Source organism: Pseudoalteromonas sp. SA25 (assembly GCF_011378705.1).
In the GTDB taxonomy this organism is placed as follows: Bacteria; Pseudomonadota; Gammaproteobacteria; order Enterobacterales; family Alteromonadaceae; genus Pseudoalteromonas; species Pseudoalteromonas arctica.
Map to the genome: position 1 here is coordinate 106,591 of NZ_WTKV01000012.1, position 16,197 is coordinate 122,787.

A 16,197-nucleotide genomic window follows, 5' to 3' on the forward strand; every position below is an offset into this window, starting at 1 on the left:
TCCTTCTAAAGATAGCTCTAACGTAAGATAAACAAACCTCATTTATGTTGACGAATTAATAGTGGTAGAATGCAGCGCTTAGTACCACTTGTGTAAAGTAGTGGTCAATAATTTATAAGGTCTGTTGTGTAATGCTGTTGATGATCGACAACTACGATTCGTTTACTTACAACTTAGTGCAATATTTTCAGCGTTTAGATCAAGACGTTTTAGTAAAACGTAATGATGAGCTAAGCATTGCGCAAATAAAACAGTTAAACCCGCAGCACATCGTGTTATCGCCAGGGCCATGCACCCCTAACGAAGCGGGTATTTCACTAAATGTTGTTGAGCAACTAAAAGGGCAATATCCTATTTTAGGAATTTGCTTGGGGCATCAAACTATTGCACAAGCTTTAGGTGGAGATGTAATTCGTGCTAAAAAAGTAATGCACGGTAAAACATCACCCATAGTTCATACTAATAAAGGGGTGTTTAAAGGCTTAGCTAACCCGTTAACAGTATGTCGTTATCATTCTTTAGTGGTTAAAGAGCAAACTCTACCTAAAGAACTTGAAGTAACCGCATGGACTCAGACTGAGCAAGGCGAGTTTGACGAAATTATGGGGTTGTTACACAATGAACTAGCAATCGAAGGTGTGCAGTTTCACCCCGAAGCTATTCTAACTGATCAAGGCTTAGAACTGCTTGATAACTTTTTAACTCGCTTCTAATGTTATAATACACAGAGCATTTAATACTTTATAAATGGATGTCATGATTGAACTTGTAGCGCAACAGCGTACTGCCAAAATACTAAGCCAACGGGCTCATGACTTATTGCTTGGGCACAGCTTTGCGCATCAGCAAATTGGTTTCATCCATACATTAGATATAGATTACGGCGAACCCATGAAGCAACGTACTTTGCTTCAGGTTGAAGTGGCCGCACAGAATAAACGCCAGCAAAGCAGTACTGCACATCATAAGTACCGCGCTCAAGCGAGTGAGCAACTGCACAAAACAATTGAAACAGCTATATATAAGCAGCTTGAAGATATAGATGGCGTAATTCACAGTACTATAGGTATTGAAGATGGCATTGCCAATATACTCGATATATTAGCTGTAAAGTCGGCATCGGTAGGACGTTTAGAGCCACTGGTTAATGATATAAGCTGGTTGGGTAGAGAATTAGTAACGCTCGTTAATTTACCTTACTATCGTAATCAGCGTAGTAAAAATACGTCTGTAAAAGTAGATAAACCATCGCTTGCCCTTCGTTATATTGGCCTTGATAACTTACAGCTAGTTATTCCTACATTTGCAGCGCGTCATTGGATGCCACATAGCACCGAACCATTTTCATTATTAAAACGCCGGCTACGCGACAGCGCGATGGCAAACGCGATTGCAGCGCAAAAAATTGCACAAATCAATAATGTGAATGACGTACATGCATTTACCCTTGGTATGCTTTTAGATGTAGGGCGAATTGCATTAGTGCGCTTGTACTTAAAAACGTTTGAGAAAGTATGGCAACGCAAAGTGCAGTTAGCCCGAAATGAAAACCAAAAAGATTTGCACACCGCATTATTAGAGCTACAGCCCGACCCGCTATTTTTAACCACTCTACTTAGCAATAAGTCGATAGAAGTAAGCGCCAAAGTAATAGACAAAATGGCTTTTAAATATTTACCGTTTAAAGGTGTAATGCAGCAGCTAGTAAATGGGGTAGATAAAGGCGATACATTACTGCCGTTAACAGAAGTAATGCTAAAGGCACGTTGCTACTCTCAATATCTTAATTTAAAAGAGCATCAACTTATTGAGCCTGATGAAACTCTAAGCTGGTTTTCGTACTTTAAGTTCACTAAAACGGAACTAAAAACCCTCCAATCGAGTAATTTTACCAATTTAGCTATTCAAATTGACTAAAAATCTGAATTTTTTGTTAATTTTTTTGCGACTAACCATTCATTCTCACTCTATTGTTATATTGCATATTTGCCGATTAAAGCATGCGCGCCTTGGTGCTCATGCGGTTAGTTGTTTAAAAATAAGCATAAATAGCTATGCAAATAGTTATTCACTATCTATGAAATAATATCTTTAGCCCTTTATTTTCAAGGGATACATGAAAGTTTTTAACGAGACAGATATAAGTAATTCTGAAATAATGTGCGTCTGAAAATTGAACCACAAAGCAATTTTGCGCAATTATCAGGTTACTGATCTTGCCTATAAAGTTGGTTACAAATATTAACCAAACACCTATTTTGATGTTTTGTGTTGCTCACAATTAAGAGGAAATAAAATGACAGTCAATCGCGAATTATTTGATCACGTAATGGTTCCTAACTACGCACCTTCAAGCGTAATTCCTGTTCGAGGCGAAGGTTCTCGCGTATGGGATCAACAAGGTCGAGAGTTTATCGACTTTGCTGGTGGTATTGCAGTTAACTGTCTTGGCCATTGCCACCCTGCATTAGTAGGCGCATTAAAAGAGCAAGGCGAAAAAATCTGGCATCTATCAAATGTAATGACCAATGAGCCGGCACTTCGCCTAGCTAAAAAAATGGTTGATGCTACATTTGCTGAAAAAGTTTACTTTGCCAACTCAGGCGCAGAAGCAAACGAAGCAGCGCTTAAATTAGCGCGTCGTTTTGCACTTGATAAGTTTGGCGCAGAAAAATCACAAATCATCGCGTTCAACAAAGGTTTCCACGGTCGTACATTCTTTACCGTAACTGTTGGTGGCCAAGCTGCATATTCAGATGGTTTTGGTCCTAAGCCTGGCGACATTGTACATTGTGATTACAACGACCTAGCTGCTTTTGAAGCGCTTATCAGCGACAAAACATGTGCCGTAATGATGGAACCTCTTCAAGGTGAAGGCGGTATTGTTTCACCAACTGACGAGTTTGCTCAAGGCGTTCGCGATTTATGTACTAAACATAACGCACTGCTTATTTTTGATGAAGTTCAAACTGGTGTTGGCCGTACTGGCGATTTATACGCATACCAAGGCTTAAACATAGTACCTGATATTTTAACTTCAGCTAAAGCACTTGGCGGCGGTTTCCCTATTGGCGCTATGATCACAACAACTGAAATTGCACAGCATCTTAAAGTAGGTACTCATGGTTCTACTTATGGCGGCAACCCGCTTGCGTGTGCTGTTGCAGAAGCTGCATTTGATACAGTAAATACCCCAGAAGTACTTGCTGGCGTAAAAGCTAAAGCAGCATTATTTAATGAACTACTTACTGCGGTTAACGAAAAATACAACGTATTTAGCGAAATCCGTGGCCAAGGTTTATTAATTGGTGCAGTAGTGAGCGAGCAATATAAAGGTCGTGCAAAAGAGTTTTTAGTGGCAGGGACTGAGCAAGGCCTTATGTCATTAGTTGCTGGTGCAGACGTAATACGTTTCACTCCATCTTTAGTAATTCCTGAAGCGGACATTCGCGAAGGTATGGCACGCTTTGAAAAAGCAGTAGCAAGCGTAGTAAACGCATAAGCGACTTAAGCCAACCAATTAAGGGCAAGCACTGCTTGCCCTGCAATTCCTATTTACCGTTATTTATAAGGGAGCAAGCGGACTCATGATGATCCTTCGCCCAATCCAGCAAAATGATTATTCAGCATTACTGAAAATTGCCCACGAATCAGGGCATGGTTTTACGTCTTTGCCATTAAACGAAGAACTATTGCAAAAAAAGATCGACCATTCAGTAAGCTCTTTTGCTAAACAAACGTCACAACCTGGTGACGAAGGCTACCTGTTTGTTCTTGAAGATAGCGAAACCGGTGACGTTGTAGGAACATCTGCAATTGAAGCTGCGGTAGGGCTTGATGATGCATTTTATCATTATCACTTAAGTAAAGTGATTCACTCTTCGCGCACATTAGACGTATACAAAGCGGTTGATATTCTAACGCTATGTAACGACTACACAGGTGCTACAGAGCTTTGCACATTGTTTTTAAAAGATGGTTATCGTAAAAATTGTAACGGTAAGCTACTTTCAAAAGCGCGCTTTATGTTTATAAAACAGCATCAAGAGCGTTTTGCACAAACAGTGATCGCAGAAATGCGCGGTGTGTCTGATGAAAACGGCAGCAGCCCTTTTTGGCAGTGGCTTGAAGAGCACTTCTTCTCAATGGATTTTCCAACAGCCGATTACCTAACAGGTATTGGCCAAAAGGTTTTCATTGCTGAATTAATGCCTAAATACCCAATTTACGTAAACTTGCTAAGTAAAGATGCGCAAGCCGTAATAGGTAAAGTACACGACAACACTCGCCCAGCAATCGAGTTATTAAAAAGCGAAGGCTTTACGTTTAATGGCTACGTAGATATTTTTGACGGCGGCCCAACGGTTGAAGCAAAAGTAGATAACATTGCGACTATTCGTAATGCAAATCACTTTAACGTTGAAATTGGCGAAATGACTGGCGACACCATGGTGTTACTAGCCAACGAAAAGCTTGAAGATTTTAGAGCAACCGTTGCACCAATGACATTTGACGAACGCGCAAAAAGCCTTATTTTATCGCAAGAAATAGCAGATGCACTGCATTTGCAAACTGGCGATATTGTTAGTGCAACCACGATTTAATTTAGGAGAAAGTATATGACTCATCCTGCACAATTTATAAATGGTCAATGGTCACAAGGCCAAGGCACAGAATTTAATTCAGTAAACCCTGCAAATAACGACGTTATTTGGCAGGCTTCATCGGCAACTGCGGCGCAAGTAGACAACGCAGTAAATGCAGCGCGCGAAGCGTTTTATGCATGGGCTGATAAAAGCTTTACTGAGCGCTTGGAAATAATTAAAGCATTTGCAGCGCAATTAAAAGAAAACAGCGAAGAGCTCGCTATTACTATTGCACAAGAAACAGGTAAGCCACTGTGGGAAACTCGCACAGAAGCGGGTGCTATGGTTGGTAAAATTGCCATTTCTGAAAAAGCATTTTTAGAGCGCACTGGCGACGTAGAAAACGCAATGCCACTTGGCCGTGCGATGATTCGTCATAAGCCACATGGTGTTGTAGCCGTATTTGGTCCGTATAATTTTCCGGGTCACTTACCTAATGGCCACATTGTGCCAGCGCTTTTAGCAGGTAACACGGTTGTGTTTAAACCGTCTGAACTTACTCCTAAAGTAGCTGAGCTTACGCTTAAACTGTGGGAAAAAGCAGGTTTACCAGCAGGTGTCATTAACCTTGTACAAGGTGAAGTAGAAACGGGTAAAGCCCTTGCTGCTCACAAAGGTATTGATGGCTTGTTCTTTACGGGTTCTTCGCGTACTGGTCATATTTTACATGAACAGTTTGCGGGTCAACCTGGCAAAATTTTAGCGCTAGAAATGGGTGGTAATAACCCACTTATTATTACTGACGTTGAAGACACTAAAGCGGTTGTTCACGATATTATTCAATCAGCGTTTATCTCAAGTGGCCAGCGTTGTACGTGTGCACGTAAACTATTTTTACCAACTGGTAGCAAAGGCGATGTGATACTGGAGCGTTTAATCACAGCAACTAAAGCGATTAAAGTAGGTAATTATGACGATGCAGACCAGCCATTTATGGGCTCTATGATCTCATCAGCTGCAGCTGCGGGTATGGTTAAAGCGCAAAACGAGCTTGTTGAACTTGGTGGTGAAGTATTAGTAGAACTTGAGCACACAGCTAATACTGGCTTTGTAACACCAGGTATTATTGAGTGTACAAATATTAGTGACTTCCCAGATGAAGAGCATTTTGGACCACTTTTAAAAGTATTCCGCTTTGACGACTTTGACCAAGCAATTGATAAAGCAAACGATACAACCTTTGGTTTATCGGCTGGTTTATTAAGTGACAGTGCAGCAGATTACGACCATTTCTTACGTCGTATTCGTGCAGGTATTGTTAACTGGAATCGCCCAATTACTGGCGCATCAAGCGCAGCACCGTTTGGTGGTATTGGCGCATCGGGCAACCACAGAGCAAGTGCGTATTACGCAGCTGATTACTGTGCATACCCAGTTGCTTCGGTAGAGCTTGAAAAAGTAGCTATGCCAGCAACACTAAGCCCAGGCTTAAAAATAGATTAAGTAGTAATACTACTTAATTATTATAAAAGCAGCTTCGGCTGCTTTTTTTGTATTGCTAACGCGCAAAGCTAGCAATCAACAGCGCTTTCTGCTTAAATCAAAAATAATTAATTATACAAAGGTGGTACAAAAATGGTTTTAGATAGGCAAGGGTACGATGATTTGATCATGTATCTAACTCAAAATTTAGCATTGTTTGAGAAGCCAGGCGAAATAAAACCAGGTGCCCCAACAGTAATGGAATTAATCGAAGACGTTATTGCACAAAATGTGATGCTCATTTGCGAGCAGCACACAAACCTCAACACAGAGCAGCGTAGTCAAATTGTACGCGAAGTTGATGGCATTGTTTACGATTTAGAAGAAGTCCTCAGCAGCATCACCTCACAGCCTGTCACGGTTGAACAGCATGCCTTTATAGATGAATTTGCAGGTTTAGTAAAAAACCTCTTTGATAGCGCTTTAACACAACAATCTTAGCCATTTTATAGCCCTGCGTTGCATTTTCATTTGCAACTACGGCTAACTTGCTTACAATCAAGAAAATATTTTTTGAGATATAACAATGCAAGAAAATGTAAAATGGGTTGAAGGCGATACGTTTATTGGTCGTTCTAATTCTAACCACAATGTTGTGTTTGATGGCGGCAGCGATAGTGCAGCACCAAGCCCAATGGAAATGGTTTTAATGTCAGTTGGCTGTTGCTCATCAGTTGACGTGGTTAGTATTTTAAAAAAAGCCAAACAAGATTTTTCAGATGTACAAGTACAACTAAGTGCAGAGCGCGCCGAAACAGCCCCACGTGTGTTTACCAAAATCAACTTACACTTTGTTGTTAAAGGCAATAATGTGTCTGAAAAGCATCTTGCACGCGCGGTTTCACTCTCTGCTGAAAAGTATTGCTCAGTTGCATTAATGCTTGATAAAACAGTAGAAATTACGCATAGCCACGAAGTTGTGCAAGATCAAGCAAAATAACGCTTTTTCCACGAGGGAAATTCGTATAAAATCCGCGAACTTTTCATTCTGCAGGTGCAGAACCCACTAATTTATAGGTTGGTTTATTATGAACAAACCCTTCGATAAACTTAAACTTCATGGCTTTAACAATTTAACCAAAAGTTTAAGCTTTAGTATTTATGATATTTGTTACGCAAAGACCGAGCAACAACGTAAAGAATATATTGAATATATCGATGAGCAGTACAGTGCAGATAGACTAACCGACATTTTAGGTGAAGTTGTTGATATTATTGGTGCTAACATTTTAAATGTAGCGCGCCAAGATTATGAACCGCAAGGCGCAAGTGTAACTATTTTGGTTTCAGAAGAACCAGTAGAAGAGCAGCAAAATTACGATGCTGACGAAGCACCAGGCCCATTACCTGATTCAGTTGTTGCGCACCTAGATAAAAGCCACATTTGTGTACACACATACCCAGAAGCTCACCCTGATGATGGTATTTGTACATTCCGTGCTGATATTGAAGTGTCTACTTGTGGCATTATTTCGCCACTTAAAGCGTTAAACTTCTTAATTCATAGCCTTGAATCAGACGTAGTAACAATTGACTACCGCGTTCGTGGTTTTACCCGCGACATAAACGGTGTTAAGCACTACATTGATCATGCTATTAGCTCGATTCAAAACTTCATGACAGAAGATACAAAAGAAGCGTACCAAATGATGGACGTGAACGTGTATCAAGAAAACCTGTTCCATACCAAAATGATGTTAAAAGAAACCGATCTAAACACGTATTTGTTCGGCCTTTCTACGGCAGATTTATCTGAAGGCGAAGAAGACGAAATTCGCTCAAAGCTGACCCGTGAAATGCAAGAAATATTCTATGGCCGTAACCTGCCAGATACAGAATAATAGCAACGAATTAAATTAAAAATGGCGCTCAGTGAGCGCCATTTTTTTATGCTTTATTTTACAAGCAATAGCTGTGTTTGTCGGCCATTTAAATACCAGACACCGCTTTTATCAAAAATAGCATCTTCCTCTAGCATTATTCTTATTTCTTTATTCCACTGTTTTATAAACACAGCATTGTTAAGCTCAATTGAGTAAGCCGTATTTAAATGCAGCGGATAGTCACCATCTCCCGGTACACCTTGCTGAGAATCCCACATACCTAATGTAGTGCCAGCAGCGTGGCCATGATAGCCAAGAGGATGAGTATAAATAGTGGGTTTTAATCCCTGAACAATAGCGGCTTTTCGTGCTGCAGCTAAAACCTCATTACCGGTTTTACCTACCGCAAATTGATTGGTAAATATGTCTTGTAGTTTATTACCGCTTTTTAGTGCTTCAACTAAGTAACTAGGCGCACTCGTTTCGTTTTCTTTGAGCACATACGCATGCTGCTGCGTGTCGGTATTTAAGCGTAAATAAGTAATCCCAAAATCTACATGAAGTAAGTCACCGGCTTGTATAACGTTATCATCGTAGCCATTGGTAAAGCTTTTTTCATGATTAAACGACTTCGCATCGGCGCGCTGAATAGCAACACTTGGGTGAAACCATGTTTGTAGTTTGAGCTCTTTTACGCGCTCTCTAAACCACCATACCAAGTCATCGTTAGTTGTTTTACCCACCGTAATAGTTTTACCCGAAAACCCCTCTGCAATAATATGATGGGCAATAGCCACAATATGCTTATACATTTTAACTTCTTCAGGAATGCGTTGCTCTAACCACGCAACAGCAAGCGGCTCGGCAGAAATTATTTTATTGTGATAAGCGGCGGGCAAGTTAGCCATTAAGGTTTTGTAATCGCCTAGCACAAGGCCATCGGCATGTGCCCAGTCGGTAGAAGTATTAAGCGCAATGTTGCGAGGTTTGTATTGCTCAATAAGTGTATTGAGTGCTTCCCACTGGCTTGGTTGTGTTTGTTTATCCCACCCTTTTCTAAATACGTTACCTATTTTATAAGGCGCAATAGCGTAAGCATCAACACCACCTTGTTTATTAAGTGCAAATAGCAAAATAGTGGTGCGTCTGGCTGAAAGCCATGTTGCAGGCAGCATTGTTTTTAATATTGGATCTTCGTTATATTCACGACTTATAAGTAGCCACATATCAGTGTTGTGCTGCTTCATTAGCGAGGGCATTAAGGTATTAACTCTAAGCTCAGTTATTTTATCTATAAACGTAGCGCGCTCTTTCATTGATAAAATTATTGGAGATTCTGAAGCTTGAACTAAAGGGCTTACAAATAGTGTTGCGAGCAAACATGCGCTTATTAGTAATAATTTATTGTATTGCATAGTTGGGCTATTTTTAGGCTAATTTGTACTTAACATGCCAGAACCCACACTATAAAAAAATAATTTGAGACAAAGCGTACAAACAAAAAAGCCCAGCTAATTAACTTAGCTGGGCTTTTGAATATATAGCGTATTAATTAATCATGCTGTAAATAAGTGCAAATACAGCAAGTGAGCCAACCGCTAATATAAATAGCGTGCTTAAACGGTTGCGGTATTTATGAAGTGCAGGCACTTTATAAACTGCAATCATTGGCATGATGAATAGAATCATTGCGATGATAGGGCCCGATAACTGATCCATCATGTCTAAAATACTTGGGTTTTTAACAGCGCAAAACCAAATAGCTAAAAACATAATTAACACACCAATTTTATCGGCCGCTTTTGCGCTTAAGCTTGTTTGTTTAGTTACTAAACCCGTAAAGCTCTCACGTGCCCCTAAAAAGTGACCCAAAAACGACGATGTAATAGCAATAAAGGCAACAAGCGGCCCAAGTGTGGCAATAAACGAGTTATCAGTAATATTAGCAAGGTAGGATAAAACCGATACGTTAGCGGCTTTAGCAGCGGCCATTTGCTCGCCTGTAAGCGACAGCACGCAAGAGAACACAAATAACAGTACAAAGGTAATAAGTAGTAAGCTAGTGCGCTTTAAAATCGCCTCAGACTTATGTGTAGCTTGTTCACCGTAGTGACCGCGTTGCACGTTTACAAAGCTTGAGATAGCCGCTGCGTGGCTAAACGAAAACACAATAATAGGAATCGATAACCACAATGTTTTTCCAAAGCTGCCCATTTCAGGCATTGTCATATCTGGCATTTGCCAGCTTGGGATTAAATAAAGTGATAAAAAGAACAATATACCCACAAGCGGGTAAACTAAAATAGCAAAGGCACGCAGCATTAAGCGCTCGCCGCCCATCATTAAGCTAATCATACCTGCAACTAATACACCCGAAAGCAACACGCGAGAAGGTGATTCCATCCCCATTTGATTAACTATAAAGCTATCAACGGTATTAGTTAAGCCCACACCGTAAATAAGCAAAATTGGGAATATAGATAAAAAGTATAATAAAGAAATTAACCGCCCCGCAGTCACACCAAAGTGCTCTTCAACTACATCGGTAAAATCGGCATCTTTATTTTTTGATGAAAGTACAAAGCGCGCTAATCCACGGTGCGCAAAAAAGGTCATTGGGAACGCTAAACACGCCATAATAATTAACGGCCAAAAACCGCCAATACCAATGTTAATAGGTAAAAATAAAATACCCGCACCAACGGCGGTACCAAATAAACTTAATGTCCACTGCGTATCGTGCAGGTTCCATTTAGTTTTTGTATTTGAATTTTTGCTTGAATTTGTGTGTGTGTTTGGTGATGCATTTGAAAGCGTTGCATCTTGAGATGTTGTCATGTGTGTGTGCTCATCCATTATTTAAATAATAACTGCGCCGAAGGGTATAGTTTTTAGAGACATTTTTCATGTTTTGAAGAGATTTTTAGACTAATTAATTAGGCTCAATTGGAGGGTAAGTGTCATGAATACGAAACAGTGGTGTAAAAGTGAGCAAAAGCCTTAAATGGCAAGCCACATTATAGAGTTACTGTACGGGGTAGGTTGGTTAGAGCGAAACCCAACACGCTATAGCGTCATGCTAGCAGGAAAGCCGAGGAAGGCGGTTTTCATAACGTAAAAATAGGGGAAGGTCATTTTTATTGGTTTTCATTTAAAAATCAAAATCTGCTCCCAAAAGCTGTTAAGTAGAAGCCATTGATCTCAACTTCATAAGAGATTTTTATTAAACTCCGTTATACTTCCTGCAATTGAATATGCCAAACGAAGTAAATAGGCCACTAACTGCAATGAGCAAAGAGATTCTCTTCCATACTACTTTTGCGCACGAAACCAGTAAAACATGGGTTGTATTTGTCCATGGAGCAGGTGGTAGTTCGGCAATTTGGTTTCGTCAGCTTAAAGCCTATAAAAAAGAATATAATGTGTTGTTGCTGGATCTTCGTGGTCACGGTAAATCGAATAACTTAGTACAAAACTTTGTTGATAATAATTATTCATTTAATAATGTCTCTAAAGACATTATCGATGTGTTAGATCATAACAATATCACCAGCGCACACTTTGTTGGTATTTCATTGGGCACAATACTCATTCGAAATATTGCTGAAATTGCGCCGCAATATGTTTCTAGCATGGTGCTAGGTGGAGCGGTTACTCGTTTTAATACTCGCAGTAATACATTGGTTTATTTAGGTAATACTTTTAAACACTTCCTGCCTTATATGTGGCTGTATCGCTTATTTGCTTTTATTATGATGCCGAAAAAGCGTCATAAAGAATCTCGACTTTTGTTTGTTCGTGAAGCAAAACGCTTGTGCCAAAAAGAGTTTATAAAGTGGTTTAAATTAGCCATGGACGTAAACCCTTTAATGCAATACTTCAAAGAAAAAGACATTGATATTCCCATTCTGTATATTATGGGTAAGGAAGATCATATGTTCCTTGGCCCTGTTAAAGAAATGGTTAAGCGTCATAAAAACAGCGTACTGCAAACTATTCACCATTGCGGCCATGTCTGTAATGTGGAGCGCCCAGACTTATTCAATCAGCACTCGCTTGCTTTTATCGCCCAGCAAAATCGTTAAGGGTTGTAGCTTTTAAAAAGTGTGCAATGAGGGGTAAGTACTTAGTAAATTGGATTAGAACATTCTTTTTGGCTTTCGTCCTAAACTAAAAACAAGACCTAAAGTAATAAAACCCAACACGCCATAGCTCCCGTCAATTCTTACTTTATTTTATAGTTTTTTAGATTTTAGCTGAGTAGGTGTGGCAACGGATATCTAGAAGCTTGAGTGTCCTTACTTATTAGGTTTATTTAATTAATAATTATTACTTAACTAATTAAGGGGGGATAGTATGAGTAATAATTCAATAAAGTGGTACGAGAAACCAAGTGGTATATTAGCTTTAAATACTTTAGGTAGCATAATTGCTGCATTCATTTTTACAGTAATATTTTAAAGGTTGGCTATGAAGGGTAAATATCTAGATATTAATGAGCAAACCATTAATGAATTAGAGGACGCGTGGAAGTATCTCAATAAACATTTTTATAGTGAGTTAAATTTAGAAAATAATCGCCCTATGGAGTCGGAAAATCCACTTGGTAAACTTGCATATTTTATGGAATTTGGGATTTACCCACCACCTGAATTATTACTAAAAATATCAGAGATTTATGAAGTGTATATGTTACAAGCTGGTAAAGTTGATCTTGAAGAATCATTTTATGGGAAGCCCATTAAAGGTATTGGAAACTTTTCTGGGCGAGAAGCAAAAAAGCAAGACGTTAAATTTTTAGAGATAACATTATCTATGGAAGCTATTGGTAACAAAAAGAAAAAACGTTCGCAATATGAAATAGCCGAAGAATATTTGAGAGCTAAAGGCTCTGACGAAGATCCTGAACACTTATTAAGAAAGTTGCGAAGATACAGAAATAAGCCTGCAAACTAAAGGCATATAATAAGCGCTTTAAACAGGGCAATAGTCTTCTCAATATGCAGTTGTCACCTCTTCATAATATGAAGAGCAAAAGCTATCAATTGTCTTTTTAACAACCGATAGCTAACCACTTAAAACTGCGCTTACTCTTCTATAGCACTCACAATAAAATACGGATTTAAGTACTCATCTTTAGTGTTATAAATAAGCGGGCTGCCATCAAGCTTAGTGACTTTAGCACCGGCTATTTCGGCGATTGCATGGCCTGCGCCTGTATCCCATTCGCAGGTTGGACCTAAGCGCGGGTAAATATCGGCGCTGCCCTCAGCTACTAAACACAACTTTAGTGAGCTGCCTTTTGACACCATTTCAACCTCATCAAAGCGTTTCACAAACTCGGCTAAATCGGGTGATGGGTGCGAGCGACTGCCTACAACACGAATTAACCCTTTGTTAGGTTTAGTTGTTACTTTAAGCTCAATTCGCTCATCGCCTTTATCTTTAAATGCACCAATGGCTTCGGCGGCTAAGTACGATACGCCAAGGGCAGGTGCATCTACTACGGCTAAAATAGGAGTGCCGTTTTTAATTAGGGCGATGTTTACGGTAAATTCACCGTTCTTTTTAATAAATTCTTTAGTGCCGTCGATTGGGTCAACTAACCAGTAGCTTTTCCACGTTTTACGTACATCCCAGCTTATGTCGGCGTTTTCTTCACTGAGTATTGGAATGTCGGGTGTGAGCTGTTGAAGCCCTGCCACAATCAGTTTATGAGCTGCTAAATCGGCGTCGGTTACGGGGCTTTCATCGGCTTTGTACTCAACGTTAAAGTCCTTTTCGTAAATTCCCATTATCGCTTGGCCTGCTTTGCGGGCAAGGATGAGGGTTTCTTCTAGCAGTTCGGTTTGATTCATGGGGTTAACCTATATTATGTGCTTTTGTTTTAGATACGTTATCAGTTGTGTAACCGATTGGTCTAGGGTGTTTTTACTTGTATCTAAAATTATTTCTGGATTGTTTGGCACTTCGTAGCTTGAATCGATACCCGTGAAGTGTTTTATCTCTCCAGCGCGGGCTTTTTTGTATAAGCCTTTTGGATCGCGGCTTTCGCATACATCCAGTGGGGTATCGATAAATACTTCAATAAACTCGCCGTCATCTACTAAGTTACGCACCATGTCGCGCTCGGCTCTAAAAGGCGATATAAACGCAGTAAGTACTAACAAGCCAGCGTCGGTCATTAATTTAGCGGTTTCGCCTACGCGGCGTATGTTTTCAATGCGGTCTTCGTCGCTAAAGCCTAGGTCTTTACATAAACCGTGGCGTACGTTGTCGCCATCGAGTAGGTAAGTGTGCGTACCTTGCTGATTAAGCGCCGCTTCTAGTGCGTTTGCTACGGTGCTTTTGCCAGAGCCCGAAAAGCCGGTAAACCATAAAATAGCGGGCTTATGTTTTTTTTGCTCACTACGCTGTGCTTTTGTAGTTGCGTAGTTATGCCAAACTATATTTTCATCCATAGTGAGAGTCTCTTATGCTGTGAGCGCAGGTATTAAAACGGAAATACCTGCGGGATCAGGGTTAATACCGTGATTGAATAAATAATAGAAAGGGGTAAGCCCATCACTATGTAATCTTTTAAGCGATAGTTACCCGCGCTATAAACCATTAGATTAGTTTGGTACCCAAATGGCGATATAAAGCTAGCTGATGCGCCAAAGGCAACCGCCATAATAAATGGCAGCGGGTCTACATTAAAACCAACCGCGAGCGAGTAAGCAACAGGGAACGACAAGGCAGCTGCTGCGTTATTAGTAATAAGCTCGGTAAATAATACGGTCATTAAAAATATAGCTATAAATGCGCCGTAAGGACCAAAGTCGCCAAGTACCATAAACATGGCGTCGGATATTTGCCCAGCAAGTCCGGTGCCTATCATTAACTTGGCAAGGCCAATGGCGCTGCCTACGACTACGAGTAACTCGATAGGAAAACGGCGTTTTACTTCGTTAAGTTTTATGGTGCCGCTGAGCATTAAGCCAATCAGTAATACTAATAAGCCTTTAACCAGCGGCACTATGCCAATAATGCTTAAACCCAGTACTGCGGCAAAGCACAGTAGCACAATGTTTGATTGTTTAGGTGCAAGGTGAGCTTGTAAGTCAAACCCTGAAATATACACAAACTCGCGCTTTAAATTAGGCAAGGTGTAAAAGTTTTTGCCTGGGGCCAGTATTAGCGAGTCGCCAGCTTGCAATTGCACTTGCCCAAGGCCGCCTTGTAAGCGGTCGTGCCCACGGCGAATAGCAATAACGGCTGCATGAAACTGCTCTCTAAAGCGGGCTTCTTTTACGGTTTTGCCAATAAATTTTGATGATTGACTTACGACTACTTCTACTAAATGTTCTATGTCTTTTTGATGATTCTCGTGCACTACTTTTAGGCCGTCGAAACGGGTAAGTAATGGCACCGATTTTATGTCACCTACAAACAGCAGCACGTCATCTTTTTGAATAATTTGCTGCGGGGTGACTGCGCAAATACGGCTGCCATCGCGAATAATTTCAGCGAGGAATAAGTCTTTTAAATCACGCAGGCCGTTTTCTTCAACGGTCTGGCCTATTAACTTTGAGTTTGCTTGTACTTTACCTTCTAGGTAAAAAGGCACGACTTCTTGGTCGCTTTTACCGTTGTCGGGTAAGTATTTAAGCATCACTAAAATGGTAATTAGGCCTACGCTTAACGCGCCTAAACCAACTAAGGTAAAGTCAAAAAAGCCCAACGGTTCCATGCCCGCATCGACTGCAAAGCCATTGACGATTAAGTTGGTTGATGTACCAATAAGCGTAATGGTGCCGCCCAAAATAGCAGTGTACGACAGCGGTAATAATAGCTTTGAAGGGGAGTGATTAGGGTTGTCTTTTATCGCGGTAATAAGCGATGCAACAACGGCGGTATTGTTAGTAAACGACGATAAAAAGGCGGTCGATAATCCCAGCTTTGTTACCGATTTTACTAAACTACCTTTAGATAGCGATTGCGCTAACTTTTGAATTAGGGTGGTTTTTTCTATTGCGGTCGACACTAACACCAATAGCACTAAGGTGATAAGCGACGGGTTAGCATAATTAATTAACATGCTTTCAAGATCGATTAGCCCTGCTAAGTAGCTGGTGCCAATGGCGCTTACAAATAACCATGCTGGATTAATACGGGTGCCAAAAAGGCACCCGACTAAGGTAAGCATAATGCCTGTTAAAACGAGCTGTTCTACCATGCTTTTAAATTCCTAACAGGCTAAAGTT

15 protein-coding genes are annotated in these 16,197 nt (G+C 40.3%); 10 read left to right on the forward strand and 5 right to left on the reverse strand.

The annotated features are described in order from the left end of the window. The first annotated feature begins 131 nt into the window (after nucleotides 1–131). The 8 genes from GQR45_RS11580 to speD all read left to right on the forward strand — a co-directional run bounded on the left by GQR45_RS11580 (nucleotide 132) and on the right by speD (nucleotide 7,969). Complete coding sequence (locus GQR45_RS11580) at nucleotides 132–713, forward strand: aminodeoxychorismate/anthranilate synthase component II (RefSeq protein ID WP_165725984.1); 582 nt, start codon at nucleotides 132–134, stop codon at nucleotides 711–713. Nucleotides 714–756: 43 nt separating this feature from the next. Continuing rightward, nucleotides 757–1,917 (forward strand): HDOD domain-containing protein, encoded by a 1,161-nt coding sequence (locus tag GQR45_RS11585; protein ID WP_165725985.1) that lies wholly within the window; start codon nucleotides 757–759, stop codon nucleotides 1,915–1,917. Between the two features lie 379 nt (nucleotides 1,918–2,296). Beyond that, nucleotides 2,297–3,502 (forward strand): aspartate aminotransferase family protein, encoded by a 1,206-nt coding sequence (locus GQR45_RS11590; protein WP_007580080.1) that lies wholly within the window; start codon nucleotides 2,297–2,299, stop codon nucleotides 3,500–3,502. Nucleotides 3,503–3,587: 85 nt separating this feature from the next. Further along, nucleotides 3,588–4,604, forward strand: coding sequence for an arginine N-succinyltransferase (astA, locus tag GQR45_RS11595; RefSeq protein ID WP_007580083.1), 1,017 nt, complete (start codon nucleotides 3,588–3,590; stop codon nucleotides 4,602–4,604). 15 nt (nucleotides 4,605–4,619) lie between these two features. After that, entirely contained in the window at nucleotides 4,620–6,089 is a 1,470-nt protein-coding gene (gene astD / locus GQR45_RS11600; protein ID WP_165725986.1) for a succinylglutamate-semialdehyde dehydrogenase, read from the forward strand. Nucleotides 6,090–6,221: 132 nt separating this feature from the next. Then, a complete protein-coding gene (locus tag GQR45_RS11605) occupies nucleotides 6,222–6,569 on the forward strand; it encodes a DUF3802 family protein (protein WP_007580087.1) in 348 nt (115 codons plus the stop codon). Nucleotides 6,570–6,654: 85 nt separating this feature from the next. After that, on the forward strand, nucleotides 6,655–7,068 hold the full coding sequence (locus GQR45_RS11610) for an OsmC family protein (RefSeq protein ID WP_165725987.1): 414 nt from the start codon (nucleotides 6,655–6,657) through the stop codon (nucleotides 7,066–7,068). 88 nt (nucleotides 7,069–7,156) lie between these two features. Next, nucleotides 7,157–7,969 carry an adenosylmethionine decarboxylase gene (speD, locus tag GQR45_RS11615; protein WP_007376266.1) on the forward strand — a complete coding sequence of 271 codons (813 nt, stop codon included), beginning with the start codon at nucleotides 7,157–7,159 and terminating at the stop codon, nucleotides 7,967–7,969. A gap of 53 nt (nucleotides 7,970–8,022) precedes the next feature. Here speD and GQR45_RS11620 read toward each other — a convergent pair whose 3' ends face one another. Together GQR45_RS11620 and GQR45_RS11625 are read right to left on the reverse strand one after the other, a co-directional pair. Continuing rightward, on the reverse strand, nucleotides 8,023–9,366 hold the full coding sequence (locus tag GQR45_RS11620) for a M24 family metallopeptidase (protein ID WP_165725988.1): 1,344 nt from the start codon (nucleotides 9,364–9,366) through the stop codon (nucleotides 8,023–8,025). 133 nt (nucleotides 9,367–9,499) lie between these two features. Further along, nucleotides 9,500–10,789, reverse strand: a complete 1,290-nt coding sequence (locus GQR45_RS11625; RefSeq protein ID WP_165725989.1) for an aromatic amino acid transport family protein — start codon at nucleotides 10,787–10,789, stop codon at nucleotides 9,500–9,502. Between the two features lie 449 nt (nucleotides 10,790–11,238). On the opposite strand from GQR45_RS11625, the gene GQR45_RS11630 reads away from it, so the two are divergent. Both GQR45_RS11630 and GQR45_RS11635 read left to right on the forward strand, forming a co-directional pair. Then, nucleotides 11,239–12,036, forward strand: a complete 798-nt coding sequence (locus tag GQR45_RS11630; protein WP_138489982.1) for an alpha/beta hydrolase — start codon at nucleotides 11,239–11,241, stop codon at nucleotides 12,034–12,036. 385 nt (nucleotides 12,037–12,421) lie between these two features. Further along, nucleotides 12,422–12,907: a hypothetical protein gene (locus GQR45_RS11635; RefSeq protein ID WP_010555009.1), complete on the forward strand. Its 486-nt coding sequence runs from the start codon at nucleotides 12,422–12,424 to the stop codon at nucleotides 12,905–12,907. 131 nt (nucleotides 12,908–13,038) lie between these two features. Here GQR45_RS11635 and cysQ read toward each other — a convergent pair whose 3' ends face one another. The 3 genes from cysQ to GQR45_RS11650 are packed head-to-tail and all read right to left on the reverse strand — an operon-like array spanning nucleotide 13,039 to nucleotide 16,169. Beyond that, nucleotides 13,039–13,809, reverse strand: coding sequence for a 3'(2'),5'-bisphosphate nucleotidase CysQ (gene cysQ, locus GQR45_RS11640; RefSeq protein ID WP_165725990.1), 771 nt, complete (start codon nucleotides 13,807–13,809; stop codon nucleotides 13,039–13,041). Between the two features lie 9 nt (nucleotides 13,810–13,818). Continuing rightward, a complete protein-coding gene (gene cysC, locus GQR45_RS11645) occupies nucleotides 13,819–14,412 on the reverse strand; it encodes an adenylyl-sulfate kinase (protein WP_149605738.1) in 594 nt (197 codons plus the stop codon). Between the two features lie 32 nt (nucleotides 14,413–14,444). Beyond that, nucleotides 14,445–16,169 carry an SLC13 family permease gene (locus GQR45_RS11650; RefSeq protein WP_165725991.1) on the reverse strand — a complete coding sequence of 575 codons (1,725 nt, stop codon included), beginning with the start codon at nucleotides 16,167–16,169 and terminating at the stop codon, nucleotides 14,445–14,447. Nucleotides 16,170–16,197: the final 28 nt, after the last annotated feature.

What these genes read in the sequence shown, in the direction of transcription:
- cysQ (WP_165725990.1), bottom strand. Translation starts at nt 13,809, where the DNA reads ATGAATCAAACCGAACTGCTAGAAGAAACCCTCATCCTTGCCCGCAAA.
- GQR45_RS11620 (WP_165725988.1), bottom strand. Translation starts at nt 9,366, where the DNA reads ATGCAATACAATAAATTATTACTAATAAGCGCATGTTTGCTCGCAACA.
- speD (WP_007376266.1), top strand. Translation starts at nt 7,157, where the DNA reads ATGAACAAACCCTTCGATAAACTTAAACTTCATGGCTTTAACAATTTA.
- GQR45_RS11580 (WP_165725984.1), top strand. Translation starts at nt 132, where the DNA reads ATGCTGTTGATGATCGACAACTACGATTCGTTTACTTACAACTTAGTG.
- astD (WP_165725986.1), top strand. Translation starts at nt 4,620, where the DNA reads ATGACTCATCCTGCACAATTTATAAATGGTCAATGGTCACAAGGCCAA.
- astA (WP_007580083.1), top strand. Translation starts at nt 3,588, where the DNA reads ATGATGATCCTTCGCCCAATCCAGCAAAATGATTATTCAGCATTACTG.
- GQR45_RS11585 (WP_165725985.1), top strand. Translation starts at nt 757, where the DNA reads ATGATTGAACTTGTAGCGCAACAGCGTACTGCCAAAATACTAAGCCAA.
- GQR45_RS11630 (WP_138489982.1), top strand. Translation starts at nt 11,239, where the DNA reads ATGAGCAAAGAGATTCTCTTCCATACTACTTTTGCGCACGAAACCAGT.
- GQR45_RS11635 (WP_010555009.1), top strand. Translation starts at nt 12,422, where the DNA reads ATGAAGGGTAAATATCTAGATATTAATGAGCAAACCATTAATGAATTA.
- GQR45_RS11610 (WP_165725987.1), top strand. Translation starts at nt 6,655, where the DNA reads ATGCAAGAAAATGTAAAATGGGTTGAAGGCGATACGTTTATTGGTCGT.
- GQR45_RS11590 (WP_007580080.1), top strand. Translation starts at nt 2,297, where the DNA reads ATGACAGTCAATCGCGAATTATTTGATCACGTAATGGTTCCTAACTAC.
- cysC (WP_149605738.1), bottom strand. Translation starts at nt 14,412, where the DNA reads ATGGATGAAAATATAGTTTGGCATAACTACGCAACTACAAAAGCACAG.
- GQR45_RS11625 (WP_165725989.1), bottom strand. Translation starts at nt 10,789, where the DNA reads ATGACAACATCTCAAGATGCAACGCTTTCAAATGCATCACCAAACACA.
- GQR45_RS11650 (WP_165725991.1), bottom strand. Translation starts at nt 16,169, where the DNA reads ATGGTAGAACAGCTCGTTTTAACAGGCATTATGCTTACCTTAGTCGGG.
- GQR45_RS11605 (WP_007580087.1), top strand. Translation starts at nt 6,222, where the DNA reads ATGGTTTTAGATAGGCAAGGGTACGATGATTTGATCATGTATCTAACT.